Annotated in this window: 9 protein-coding genes; 3 read left to right on the top strand and 6 right to left on the bottom strand. The window is 75.5% G+C overall.

Annotated features, from left to right (window positions below; all coding sequences use genetic code 11):
- Positions 1 to 89: 89 nt before the first annotated feature.
- The 3 genes from ABEB06_RS13540 to eccB all read right to left on the bottom strand — a co-directional run bounded on the left by ABEB06_RS13540 (position 90) and on the right by eccB (position 2,533).
- Entirely contained in the window at positions 90 to 383 is a 294-nt protein-coding gene (locus tag ABEB06_RS13540) for a WXG100 family type VII secretion target (RefSeq protein ID WP_345697108.1), read from the bottom strand.
- Between the two features lie 84 nt (positions 384 to 467).
- Positions 468 to 770, bottom strand: a complete 303-nt coding sequence (locus ABEB06_RS13545; RefSeq protein WP_345697109.1) for a WXG100 family type VII secretion target — start codon at positions 768 to 770, stop codon at positions 468 to 470.
- A 179-nt stretch (positions 771 to 949) separates the two neighbouring features.
- Positions 950 to 2,533, bottom strand: coding sequence for a type VII secretion protein EccB (eccB, locus tag ABEB06_RS13550; protein WP_345697110.1), 1,584 nt, complete (start codon positions 2,531 to 2,533; stop codon positions 950 to 952).
- Between the two features lie 335 nt (positions 2,534 to 2,868).
- Here eccB and eccE point away from each other — a divergent pair, with 335 nt between their 5' ends.
- From eccE to ABEB06_RS13565, 3 genes are all read left to right on the top strand, one after another.
- Positions 2,869 to 4,095 carry a type VII secretion protein EccE gene (eccE, locus tag ABEB06_RS13555; RefSeq protein WP_345697111.1) on the top strand — a complete coding sequence of 409 codons (1,227 nt, stop codon included), beginning with the start codon at positions 2,869 to 2,871 and terminating at the stop codon, positions 4,093 to 4,095.
- A complete protein-coding gene (locus tag ABEB06_RS13560) occupies positions 4,095 to 4,856 on the top strand; it encodes a hypothetical protein (protein WP_345697112.1) in 762 nt (253 codons plus the stop codon). Before eccE ends, ABEB06_RS13560 begins: the two co-directional genes overlap by 1 nt.
- 204 nt (positions 4,857 to 5,060) lie before the next feature.
- Positions 5,061 to 7,046, top strand: coding sequence for a nucleotide-binding protein (locus ABEB06_RS13565; RefSeq protein ID WP_345697113.1), 1,986 nt, complete (start codon positions 5,061 to 5,063; stop codon positions 7,044 to 7,046).
- A gap of 62 nt (positions 7,047 to 7,108) precedes the next feature.
- On the opposite strand, the gene ABEB06_RS13570 is transcribed toward ABEB06_RS13565, so the two are convergent.
- The 3 genes from ABEB06_RS13570 to truB all read right to left on the bottom strand — a co-directional run bounded on the left by ABEB06_RS13570 (position 7,109) and on the right by truB (position 12,836).
- Entirely contained in the window at positions 7,109 to 8,047 is a 939-nt protein-coding gene (locus ABEB06_RS13570; RefSeq protein WP_345697114.1) for a bifunctional riboflavin kinase/FAD synthetase, read from the bottom strand.
- 63 nt (positions 8,048 to 8,110) lie between these two features.
- Positions 8,111 to 11,656: a hypothetical protein gene (locus ABEB06_RS13575; protein WP_345697115.1), complete on the bottom strand. Its 3,546-nt coding sequence runs from the start codon at positions 11,654 to 11,656 to the stop codon at positions 8,111 to 8,113.
- Positions 11,657 to 11,900: 244 nt separating this feature from the next.
- Positions 11,901 to 12,836 carry a tRNA pseudouridine(55) synthase TruB gene (gene truB, locus ABEB06_RS13580; protein ID WP_345697116.1) on the bottom strand — a complete coding sequence of 312 codons (936 nt, stop codon included), beginning with the start codon at positions 12,834 to 12,836 and terminating at the stop codon, positions 11,901 to 11,903.
- Position 12,837: the final 1 nt, after the last annotated feature.

The following is a 12,837-nucleotide window of genomic DNA, read 5'->3' on the forward strand; positions in this document are numbered from 1 at the left end:
AGTTCCCCGTTGTCGTCACGCCAGCAGGGCGGGCGCCCGTCCGGACGCCCGCCCTGTTCAGCGCTGCTGTGCTCCCCCGTGAGCCGGACTCAGTGCCAGATACCCGCGTTGGCCTTCTCGGTCGCCTGGTAGCTCTGCGCGGCGTTGTCCAGCGCGGTGGCGATCTGGCCGAGCACCTGCTGCAGGTCGGCCGCCTTGCGGTCCCACTCGCCCTGGCGGGCCTGGTAGCCCTCCTGAGCCGCACCGGACCAGGCACTGGCGATGCGCTGCACGCCGGCCTTCAGGTCGTCCAGCTGCGACTGGATGCGCGCAGCGGTCTGACGCACCTCGGTACCCGCGCCCGAGATGGTCTGGAAATTAACGAGGATGCCGCCGTCGGACATGGTGTCTCCTTGTCGATGGAAGTCGAGCGACCCTCAACGGGCCGCAGATGAAGAGGCTGCGAATTCGACCGAATCCGCCGAGGCTCAGACGCCGATGCCGCCGACCGAGGACCGCTGGTCCGCTTCGGTCTGCTGGTACGCCTTGGTGGTGGCCTCGATGGCCTGCTTGATCTCGTCGAGCACCTTGTTCAGCGCGTTGGCGTCCTCGTTGAACCGGGTCTGCATCTGCTGGTAGGCAGTGGCAGCCTCGCCGCGCCAGCCCGAGCTGATCTCGCTCACCAGGTTGTTCAGCTTGCCGATCTCCTGCTGAACGTCCTGGTTCACCTGACCGATCCGGTTGGCGAACGCGATCATTTCCTCAGCGGTCGTCGTGAACTGACCAGACATTTCCACCGTCCCCCATGAGACTGACTACGTCGGGGTGGCCGTGACTCTGACCACCCGTCCGGACACCACGGATGTGGGTCCGGTAGCACTGTATCCGTCAACCGCCGTACGCCCAACACCGGGTAGCGGGTAGTTACCAGACCATGACACTCGATCCGGCGTGGCGCGCTGACGGAGCATCAGGCGTTCTGCGCCTGAACGGCCGCGTTGGTGTCGAGCACCGGGCCGGCCGGCACCAGTCGGGCCCACGCCATCGGGACCTGCACCGGTGACACGTTCTTGTAGCCGAGCCGGGCCTGCGACTCGTTGGCTTCCTTCTTCTCCTGCGCCTGCGGGGCGGGCGAGGCGCCGCCGGCCGGGGCCGCCTGGCCGCCGTCGCCGTTGGCCGGCAGCGAGTAGCGCAGGCCGGTCTCGGTGATCAGGAAGTCGCTGCCGGAGCTGTCCTGCCCCTGGCCGTCCACCGCGCGGAAGAGCAGGCCGTGGCCGGGCGTCACGTGGGCGCTGGCCGAGCCGGAGGAGACCGTCACCGGGTAGTCGGTGTGGGCCCACACCGAGCGCTTGACGACGCCGTTCTCGATCCCGTCGAAGGACGAGCAGACCACCGAACGGTTGCCCTTGGTGCCGATGTTGACGGCCGGGGACTTCTCGGTCGGCCAGTCCTTGGTCGCCTCGGCGGTCATCATCGACTTGTCGATCTTGCTCTGCAGGGTGTTCCGGTCCTGCGGGGTGAGGTCGCCGTAGCTCGGGGTGGCGCCGTTGTAGATCGGCGCCAGCGCGGGGTTGAGCCGCATCAGCTCGGCCTGGAACGGGGTGATCTGGTACAGCAGGTCCTTGCCGACCACGTAGTACGCGTCGTTCTGGAACTTCAGCAGCCGGCCGACCCGCTTGTCCTCGGTCTTGGTCAGGCCCACCGTGGAGGGCTGCACCTTGCCGTCGAAGTCCTTGACCACCGGGAAGGTGATCGGGTTGCCGTTCTCCAGCGTCCGCAGCCACTCGTCGGTGACCTCCTGCGGCTGGGCGCCGTCGCCGAACAGCGCGGTCACCAGGGAGGGCTTGGTGACGGCCGTCCCCTCGGTGCCGACCGAGTGGCGCACCCCGCGCCCGTCCACCAGGTACCGGCCGCCGTCGACCTTGCCGTCCTTGGGGCCCTTGACGAACAGCACCTGGCCGTCGCCGAGCCGCAGCTTGGGGTCGGCCAGGGTCGCGGCCTCCTTGCCCGCCGCGACGAACACCGCCTGGTTGATGGTGGCCTGGGTGTTGGCGTCGGTGCCCGGACGGTCGCAGACCGACCAGGTCTTCGCCTGCCCGGCGTCGCCCTCCTTGGGCAGCTTGTCCGGCGCGTACGGGATGCCGATCGTCGGGCCGCGCCACTGGTACTTGTCCAGCACGTCGTCCGCGACGATCTGGACCTGGGCGCCGGCCGGCAGCACCAGCCGGGCCGAGGACATGTTCAGCACCTGGTGCAGCACCATGTGGCGGTTGGCGCCCTCGCCCTCGGGCAGCAGCACGTACCGGGTGGTGGACTGCTTGCCCTGGATGATGTTCTTGCCCTCGTCCCAGTGCAGCGGCGCGGCGGGCTTGATGACGCCCCACATGCCGAAGCCCGCCACGGCCACGGCGGCCACCACCACGCTCGGCAGCACGGCCCGGACGGGACGCGGTGCGTCCTCGTCGTTGCCGCCGCCGTTGGGCTGGAGGAAGGCCCCGACCATGCGCTTGCGCGCGAAGGTGTAGGCGTTCAGCTCGTCCCGGCGTGATGCCATGCTCGTCCCCGTCTCCCCTGTGTGACCTGCCGTCTGTGCGGGCGTCAGCGCGCTTCCGCAGTGCGTGAGTCTGCCACCCGCCCGGCGGGGGCCGCAGCCCACCCTCTACGATGCGGCAGCAGACGGTAGGTACGGTACGGGTACGGTTCGCCGCCCGACCAGCCGGGCCGTGGGAACGAGCAGAGAGGGCAAATCGGGGGATGCCAAGCCAGTCCGCTCCAGCGCGACGCAGCACATCGCACGGTCGGAGGCCGGACGGCCGCGGCGCGCGTCGGGGCCAGTCCGCGCCCGCCACCGGGCCGGTGGCGCTCAAGGTCCTGCCCAGGCCGGGCCTGTTGGGAAGCCGGCTCCAGCTCCAGCAGCTGGTCCAGCTGGAGGTCGCCGCCGCGCTGGTCGCGGTCGGATGGACCATCAGCCCGGTGATGGCCGGTGCCTTCGCGGTGCCCGCGCTGGTCCTGCTGGTCGTCGCGGTCCTGCGCCTGGGCGGCCGGACGGCCGGCGAGGCGCTCGGCGTCCGGATGACCTTCAACTCCCGCCGCAAGCAGGCGAAGTTCAACGTGCCGCCGCCCGGCACCGATCCGGCGCTGGCCCCGGTGATGGAGCTGGAGCCCGCCCTGAAGACCTGCACCCACGCCACCGAGACCGACCTCGGCGACGGGCGTCCGATGCGCCGCGAGACCGGCATGGTCGGCGACGGCACCTTCCTCACCTCGGTGCTGCTGGTGCAGTCCAAGGACGAGCCGATGCGCCCCCACCGGGCCTCGGTGCCGCTGGACGTGGTGTGCTCGGTGCTGCGCGTCGACGACATCGAGCTGGAGTCCGTGCAGCTGGTGCAGCACACCCAGCCCGCCCCGGCGCCGCACCTGCCCGAGGGCTCGCTCGCCTCGCGGGCGTACCAGCAGCTGCCCGGCGGCGTCTCCACCCCGGGCCTGCGGCTCACCTGGGTCGCGCTCAAGCTCGACCCGGAGCGCGCCGCGACCGCCGTGCTGGCCCGCGGCGGCGGCGAGGAGGGCGCCCGCAAGACCCTCCAGCGGGTCACCGACCAGCTGGCCGGCCGACTCAACAACGCCGGCTTCACCGTGACCGTCCTGGACGAGCGCGAGCTGATCGCCGCCCTCGCCATCTCCTCCTGCGCCAACCCGATGGCGGTGGCCGGGCGGCAGGGCTCGGGCGGCGGCGGCGCGGGTGCCCGGCGCACCCAGGAGTCCAACCGCTTCTGGCGGGTGGACGACCGCTGGCACACCACCTACTGGATCTCCAAGTGGCCGCAGCTGTCGCGGCCCGGCGGGAGCGGCCGGGTCGCCGCTCCCGAGCTGGTCAACCAGCTGACCGGGACGCCCGCGTTCACCTCCACCTTCAGCCTGACCGCCGGTCACGGGCTGGGCGGTGCGGTGGCGATCAGCGGCCACCTGCGGCTCACCGGGCGCAGCGAGAGCGAGGTCACCCAGGTCGGCCGGATGGTCGAGCAGCGTGCCCAGCAGTCCGGCACCCACCTGACCCGCCTGGACCTGGAGCAGGCTCCCGGCATGCTCGCCACCCTGCCCCTGGGAGGGACTTCCTGATGGCTTATCAGACCTATCCCAGCCAGGCGCCGCAGTCCGCCGAGCCCGCCCGGGTCCGGCGGATCCGCCCCGGCTTCGGCCTGCGCGGCCCGCGCCGCGAGAAGCACGTGCTGACCCTGGACGACCTCGGCGCGCTGTCCTTCCCGGTCGGCGACGACGGCGTGCTGATCGGCACCGACCAGCACCAGCAGCCCGCCGTGCTCGGCCTGTTCCGCCCGTCCGCCTACGAGGTGGTGCTGGTCGGCGGCATGTGGACGGCGCAGGTGATCGCCCTGCGGGCGGCCGCGATCGGGGCCCGCGTCGCGGTGGAGACCGGGCGTCCGCAGGCCTGGGCGCCGATGGCGCAGGCGGCCGGCGGCGGCCAGCCCTGCGTCACCGTCCACGCGGTGGGCCGGCTCGGCGCGCAGGGCGCGTCGGTGGCCTCGCCGGTGCTGGTGGTCCGCGACCTCGGCGCCCGCCCGTCCCGCAGCCGGCTGTCGGCCGCGCCGTGGCAGACCACCCTGACCCTGCTGCCGTACCTCGGCCCGAACGCCTCCCGGGTGCTCAACGCCGCCGACCTGGTCGGTGTCCAGCGGGTCTCCCCGCAGGAGGCCGAGCTGCTCGGCCGGATCCTCTCGCTCGGCGCCGAGGACCTCGCCTACCTGCCCACCGTGCCCGACAACGTGACGCTGTGGGCCACCCGGATGCGCCGCCAGTACGTGATGACCAACCCCGGCGACGCCGAGACCCAGGTGCTGGGCGGCCCGCGCCGCATGGACTGACCGCGCGCCGGACGCGCGCACCCGGGCCGGGGACGGAGTGAACATCAGGTGACAGGACGTCCCTGAGATGTTGACGCACTCCGTCCCCGGCCTGCGTACACGACGACGGACGTCGGGCACCGCCTTCAGGCAACCGGTGTCCACGTCCTAGTCTTGATGCCCGACGGCACCGCGAACAGCGGCGGCGAACACGAGGGAGCCCAAGTGAGCAGCGATCGGGACGGCGTCTACGTCGGCGACAACGCGGCGGAGGACGACGACGACTGGTCGGACGCCCCGGACTACACGCCTCCGTCCTGGTACACGCAGAGCACGGACCCGGCACCGGGCGCCGGCACGGGTGCGACGGCACAGGCCACGGCCCCGTCCGCGCCGGACGCGACGGGCGGTGACGCCGCGGCGGCCGCCCAGCCCGTGGCGGAGCCTGCCCCGGCCCCGGCCGTCGAGTCCGCACCGGTGGCCGAGGCTCCGCCCGCCGCCCCGGTGGCGCCGGTCGCCGAGGCCCCGGCGGCCACCCCGCCGGTCGCCACCCCGCCGGTGCAGCAGCCCCCCGTCCAGCAGGCCCCCGTCCAGCCCGCTCCGGTGCAGCAGCCGCCCGTCCAGCAGCAGCCGGTCCAGCAGGCCCCCGTGCAGCAGCCGCCGGTCGCGCCGCAGCCCGGACCGCTGCCGCCGCACGCCGAGCAGCAGCCGTACCCGCCGCAGGCGTGGCCGCCGGGCCCGCAGCCCGGACCGCACCAGCAGCCGCCGGTCGCGCCGCAGCCGGGCCCCCAGCAGGTCCCGCCGCCGGGTCCGCACCAGCAGCAGCCGCCGGTGCAGCAGCAGCCCGTGCCGCCGTACCAGCAGCACCCGCAGCAGGGCCAGCAGTGGGGGCCGCCCCCGCCGCAGCAGCCCGGTCCGCCACAGGTCCCGCAGCCGCAGCAGCCCGGTCCGCACGCCCAGCCGCCGGTCGCCGACCCGCGCCAGGGCGGCTGGCCGCAGCCGCCCGCGTACCCGCAGCAGGGCGCGGCGCAGGCCTCCGCCGCGTTCCAGGCCGCGCCGCCGCAGACCGCGCACGGTGCCGCGCTCGGCTACACCGCCGCCGTGGAGCTGTCCTCGGACCGCCTGCTGCGCGGCCAGCCGAAGGCGCAGCGCCAGCAGCCGCGCTTCCAGTTCGGCGGCAAGGGCGCGCAGGCCGACCGGGCCCGCAAGCTGGAGCTGATCCGCCAGCCGGTGATGTCCTGCTACCGGATCGCCGTGATCAGCCTCAAGGGCGGCGTCGGCAAGACCACGACCACCACCTCGCTCGGGGCCACCCTGGCCAGCGAGCGCCAGGACAAGGTGATCGCGATCGACGCCAACCCGGACGCCGGCACCCTCGGCCGCCGGATCAAGCGTCAGACCGGCGCGACCATCCGCGACCTGGTGACCGCCATCCCGCGGCTGCGCAGCTACATGGACGTCCGCCAGTTCACCTCGCAGGACCCGCACTCGGGCCTGGAGATCGTCGCCAACGACGTCGACCCGGCCGTCTCCACGACCTTCGACGACTCCGACTACCGCAAGGTGGTCGAGGTGATCGGCCAGCACTACCCGATCATCCTGACCGACTCCGGCACCGGCCTGCTCTACAGCGCCATGCGCGGCGTGCTGGACCTCGCCGACCAGCTGATCGTGGTCGCCACCCCGAGCGTGGACGGCGCCAGCTCCGCCTCGACCACGCTCGACTGGCTCTCCGCGCACGGCTACGCCGACCTGGTGCAGCGCTCGATCACCGTGGTCTCCGGGGTCCGCGAGACCAGCAAGATGATCAAGGTCGAGGACATCGTGGCGCACTTCCAGACCCGCTGCCGCGGCGTCGTGGTGGTGCCCTTCGACGAGAGCCTGGCGGCCGGCGCCGAGGTCAACCTGGCGATGATGCGGCCCAAGGTGCGCGACGCGTACTTCGAGCTCGCCGCGCTGGTCGGCGAGGACATCGTCCGCGCCCAGCAGGCCGCCGGCGGCTGGCAGGGCCAGCAGCAGGGCGGTTACCAGCAGCCCCCGCAGCAGCAGGGGTGGCAGCAGCAGCCCCCGTACCCGCAGCAGCCGGGCTACCCCCAGCAGGGGCAGCCGCAGCAGGGCCAGCCGCCCTACCCGCAGCAGCCGGGCTACCCCCAGCAGGGCCAGCCCTGGGGCCAGCAGCCGGGGTACGGCTACCCGCCGCCGCAGCAGTAGCAGTGGAGGACGGACGAGGGGCGCGAGTGATCTCGCGCCCCTCGTCCGTCGTTCCCGCGGTGCTACTCGGTCAGCTCGCGGGCCCGCTTCACGTCGTCCGCCATCCGCTCCAGCAGCGCGTCGATCGAGTCGAACTTCTCCATCCCGCGCAGGTACGCGAGGAAGTCCACCGCGACGTGCAGCCCGTACAGGTCGAGCCCGACGCGGTCGATCGCGTAGGCCTCCACCGTGCGGCTGGTCCCGTCGAAGGTCGGGTTGGTGCCCACCGAGATGGCGGCCGGCATCCGCTCCCCCGCCGCGGTCAGCCAGCCCGCGTACACGCCGTCCGCCGGGATCGCGCTGTGCTGCACGGTGTCCACGTTCGCGGTCGGGAAGCCGAGCTCGCGGCCGCGCTGCGCGCCCCGGACGACCTCGCCCTCGACCCGGTGCGGACGGCCCAGGATCTCCGCCACGCCGGCCAGGTCGCCCTCGGCGACCAGCCGCCGGCACAGGCTGGACGAGAACGGCTCGCCGTCGCCCGCCGCGCCGCGCACCTGCAGGTCGAGCACCTCGACCTCGAAGTCGTCCGCCCGGCCGAGCTCGGCGAGCAGCGCGACGTCGCCGGCCGCCTTGTGCCCGAAGCGGAAGTTCGGCCCCTCGACGACCAGGCGCGCGCGCAGCGCGTCCACCAGCACCGACCGGACGAAGTACTCCGGCGACTCCTTGGAGAACTCGGCGGTGAACGGGAGCACCAGCACCGCGTCCACCCCCAGCTGCTCGATCAGCTCCGCGCGGCGCGGCTGCGGCGCCAGCAGCGGCGGGTGGCTGCCGGGCCGGACGACCTCGCTCGGGTGCGGGTCGAAGGTGACCACCACCGACTTCGCGCCGAGTTCGCGCGCGCGTTCCACCACCCGGCCGATGATCAGCTGGTGGCCCCGGTGCACTCCGTCGAACGATCCGATGGTGACGACGCTGCGCCCCCAGTCCCCGGGGATCTCCTCCAGGCCGTGCCAGCGCTGCACCTGACCGCTCCTTGTTCCTATGCCGTGCACACCCGGTGCACTCGAACATCCAAACCTGAACCCCTATAGCGTGCCATGCGCCCGCCCCTGCCTCGGCACCGGAAGGGGCTCGGTGTGATCGGTGCGACGCTCCGCCTCCGACACCGCAGGCCACTGGGCCAGCAGCCGGGCGAAACCGGCCGAGCGGTCCGCGCAGCGGGCCAGCACCGCGTCGGCGCCGTCCCAGCGGCCCCCGATCCGCCGGAGCAGCTCGCGCAGCCGTCCGGGCTCGTGCTCGGCATACCGGTCGGCCAGCCGTTCCAGCACCGCGACCAGCACGTCGGGGTCCTGCTCGGCGGCCAGCAGACTGTCCAGCAGCCGTCCCCGCCCGGGCACCTCCGGCCGCTCCGCCCCGCCGCCCGCCCCGCCGCCCGCCCCGGTCTCCGTCCCGCCGTCCGGTGAGGCCAGGACGACGGCGAACGGCACCCGGACGGCCGGGGCGGCGGCCAGCACCTCCGCCAGCAGCGGGCGGGCGTCCCGGCCCGCGGCCAGCAGCGCGTCCAGGAACTCGGCGACCTGCCCGGCCCGCTCCGGCCGCTCGCGCAGCAGCTCCGCCGCGAACCGCCCGCCGTGCTCCGCCGCCTCCTCGCCCTCCGCGGCCGCCAGGACCGCCAGCACCTCGCGCACCGGCGCCGCCGGGGCTGCCAGCCGCTCGCGCAGCGCCGCCAGCACCTGCTCGGGGTGGTCGGCGACCGCCCCGACGAGCACCTCCGGGGTCAGGAACGGGTCCTCCGCCCGGTACGCCGCCAGCGCGGCCGGCAGGTACTCGGCGCGGCACTCCGGGTCGTCCAGCAGCAGCGCCAACGCGGCGCCGTGCAGGGCGGGTTCGTCCTCCCGGGCGAGCAGCGTACGGGCGGCGTGGCGCAGCAGCCGGCGGCCCGAGCCGCCGGCGTGCGACGCCGTAAGGCGGGCGTGCACGGCCGCTGCCACGTGCCGCTCCGGCCGCGGGTCGTGACTCCACCGGTCGACGGCCCGGCACAGCGCGGACGGCTCGTGGACGGCGAGCCGGCCCAGCAGCCGGTCCGCGCGGGGGTGCGCGGCGCCGACCAGCACCTCCGTCAACTCGTCCAGGGCGAGCGCCCGGTGGGTGAACAGCAGCTCCTCGGCGAGGTCCCCGGCCCGCTCGTCGGCGTCTTCGAACCAGCCGCACAGCAGCGGAACCACCGTTCCCGGGTCGGCGGTCAGCAGCTCGGCGGTGGCGGCGTCGAACACCGCGTCCACCCCGACCAGGCGGCGCAGCAGCCCCAGGCGGTCGACGGGGGCGAGGGGCAGCGCCGCCCAGAACGCCGTCCCGAACCGGGGGTCGCTCCGGGCGCGCTCGGCGAGCACCGCCAGCAGTTCCCGGTGCACCGCCGCGTCCGGGCTGCCCGTCACCCCGGCGGCCAGCAGCCGGCCCGCCCACCAGTCCGCCTCGCCGCCCGGCTCGGCCCGGTCGAGCGCCAGCCGGATCCGGTGCAGCCACACGTCCAGCGCGCCCGCGCCGTGCACCTCCCCCACCCGCCGCAAGGCCGCCGCCACCACCCCGGCCCGCCCCCGCCCGACCCCGTGCGCCGCTCCCGCCGGGCCGTCGTCCCTCTCCGGCGCGCCCGGTGACCCACCGGCCGCCGCCCCCTCCGCCGCACCTGCCGCCGGCACCCTCGCCGGGGCCGCCCGTCCCCCACCGGTCCGCCGGGGGGCTTCCCGGCGGCCGTGGAGCGCCTCTTCGGTGCCCGCTCCGCTGCCGGCGGCGCCCCGCTCCGGCCCGTCGGCCCCCCTTTCGCCCGCCCCCGGCGCGGGCGCGGGCCCGCGCGCCCCCGGGTCGCCTCCGTCGGCCCCCGGCTCCCCCTGCTCCGTCAGCAGCAGGCGCAGTGCCGCGTCCAGGTCCAGGTGCAGCCCCTGCAGCCACTCCCCCCACTCCTCGTGCCCCGCCCGGTACCCCGCGCCCGCGGGCGTCAGCAGCCGCGCCTCCACCACCGCCCGCGCCCAGCCCCCGGCCACCGGGAACAGCCGCTCGAACTCCGCGGCGGCGAGCCCCCCGTGGCCCGCCCCCAGCATCAGCCGCGCCGCGTCGTGCAGCCGGCCCGCGGCCTCCGCCGCGAGCCGCCGGACCTGCCCGGCGTCCTCGCCCGCCGGCGGCGGCCCGCCGCGCCGGTGCGCCCCGGGCCGCCGTACCGTCCGCGCCGCCGCGACCCGGCGGGCGACGCGCAGGCACCCCAGGTCGAACCAGCCCGCGAACGCCTCCTCCCGGCCCGGCACCGGCCCCCGGACGCCCTCCGCCGCCAGTTCCCCGCCCAGGCGCAGCACGAGCGCGTGGCCCGCCTCCGACGGCGCCAGATAGCCCTCCGGCAGGCCGTACCGCCGGGCGGCCCGGGCCGCCGCCTCCGCGGGCAGGCCGCCGAGCCACAGCAGCCGCGCCTCGCCGTGCCAGCCGGCGAGCTGCTCCCAGCCGTCCGGTCGGCAGGCCGTCAGCAGCCGGGCGCCGCAGCGCCGGAGCCACTCCGCGCCCGCCCGCAGCCACGCCTGTCCGAGGATGCGGGGCGCCTCCTCCGGCCCGTCCAGCACCACCAGCAGCGGACGCCCCGCCGCCTCGCAGAGCGCGGCCACCGCGTCCGCCCCGGGCGCCGGGACGCCGAGTGTCCCGGCGGCCCCGGCGAGCGCCCGCTGGACGGCGTCGGCGAGCGAGCGGTCGGCGGGCTCCAGGTCGGCGCCGCGCAGCCACAGCGTGGGCAGCGGGTGGCCGCCGCCGCTCCGGCGCACCGCCAGTGCGGCGAGTTCGGTGGTCCGTCCGCTGCCGGTCTCGCCCAGCAGCACGGTGAGCGGCTGCTGCGGCTCCTCGCCGCTGATCCCGTCCGCCCGGTCGACCCGGTCGGCGGCGAGGTCGGCGATCCGGCCGTGGCCGGCGCTCGCCGCGGCGAGCTGCGCGGACGCGATCCGCAGCACCCCGCCGAGGTTGAGCGCCCGCCCGTACGCGGGGACGTCGGCCGCGTTCCGGTCCAGCAGCGCACCGAGCGGCCCGGCCCGGTCGGCTTCCGCACCGCCCAGCGACGCCGCCCGGACGGCGCCCTCGGGGCCGCCGCGCAGCCTCGGCGCGACCACCCCGAGCACGGCGCCGGTCTCCGCGTCGAGCACCGGGGCCCCGGCCAGCGGCGTCCCGGCGAGCTCCAGCAGCAGGGCGCCCTCGACCAGGTGGAACGCCTCGCCGTACGGGTACACCACGGTGTCCCGGCCGACCACCCCGCCCTGGACCAGCACCGGCTCGCCGTCCTCCCAGCGCTGGTGGGGCACCGCGATCAGCCGGGCGGCGGCGTCCGGCGCGATCGGCAGCGCCGGGCCGGGCAGCCCGCCGACGGCCGCGGTCCGCAGCAGCGCGAGCCCTCGCGCGGGCAGCAGGTCGACGGACTCCGGCCCGAGCACCCGGGCCTGCCCGCCGGGCGTGTGCAGCACCACCCGGGGCAGCCCGGCCACCGTCTCGTGGGCGGTCACCACGGTGCCCTGCCGGTCGGCGAGGAAGCCCAGGCCGTACAGCCGTCCGTGCAGGTCGCGGATCCTCAGCAGCGCCGCCGCCGGATCCGCCGCCACCTCGTCGCCCATCCGCACCGCCCTCCCGCCGGGCCCCGGTACCAACCGCCGGTGAGTCTGCCCCCACCCGCACCTCCGGCACCTCGTGCGCCCCGCTCACCCCACCGGTTCACTACGCGCGCTCGCCCGTCCGGGCGAACCCGGCCACCGGGCCGCTCGCTCACCTGACCGGCCGTGCCCCGGAAACGGCGGGCGCCCCGCTCCCGGCCGACTCCTGGTCGACCGGGCGCGGGGCGCCCGGGTACGTCTGGTGGGTCTAGCTCTGGCCGACGAAGACCGCGACCGGCTTGGCGGTGCCGCCCTTCTCCTCGACCAGGGCGAGGAAGCGCCCGTCCGGGTCGAAGACGGCGATCGGGCCGTCGACGCCCAGCCCGGGGGCCTTCAGCTTCATGCCGTTGGAGAGCAGCCGGGCCGCGTCCGCGTCGACGTCCCACCGCGGGAAGGCGGCGGCCGCCGCCTCGGCGATCGGCAGCACCTCCAGCCCCGCGGCGGAGCCGCCCGTCGACTGGGCCTCGAGCTGCTCCAGCGTCCGCGCGGACTCGACGCCGTACGGCCCGACCCTGGTGCGCCGCAGCGCCGTCAGGTGGCCGCCGACGCCGAGCGCGGCACCGAGGTCGCGGGCGAGCGCCCGGATGTACGTGCCGGAAGAGCACTCCACCGTCACGTCGAGGTCGATCACCGGGGTGCCGTCCTCGGCGACGGCCGCGCGCTGCTCGTGCACGGTGAAGGAGTGCACGGTGGTGGGCCGGGCCGCCAGCTCGAAGTCCTCGCCCTCGCGGACCCGCGCGTAGGAGCGCTTCCCGTCGATCTTGATCGCGGAGACCTTCGACGGCACCTGCATGATCTCGCCGGTGAGCGCGGCGATCCCGGCGTCGACGGCCTCCCGGGTCACGCCGTCGGCCGGGGTCGAGGAGGTGACCTCGCCCTCCCGGTCGTCGGTCACGGTGGTCTGGCCGAGCCGGACGGTCGCCTCGTACGTCTTGGCGGTGAGCATCAGGTGGCCGAGCAGCCGGGTGGCCCGCTCGACGCCGATCACCAGGACGCCGGTGGCCATCGGGTCCAGGGTGCCGGCGTGGCCGACCTTGCGGGTCCCGGCGAGCCACCGCAGCTTGGCGACCACGCCGTGCGAGGTGATGCCTTCGGGCTTGTCGACGATGACCAGGCCGTCCGGCCCGGTGCCCTTGCGCTTCATC

Origin of the sequence: Kitasatospora terrestris, assembly GCF_039542905.1 — a bacterium.
Taxonomy (GTDB): domain Bacteria; phylum Actinomycetota; class Actinomycetes; order Streptomycetales; family Streptomycetaceae; genus Kitasatospora; species Kitasatospora terrestris.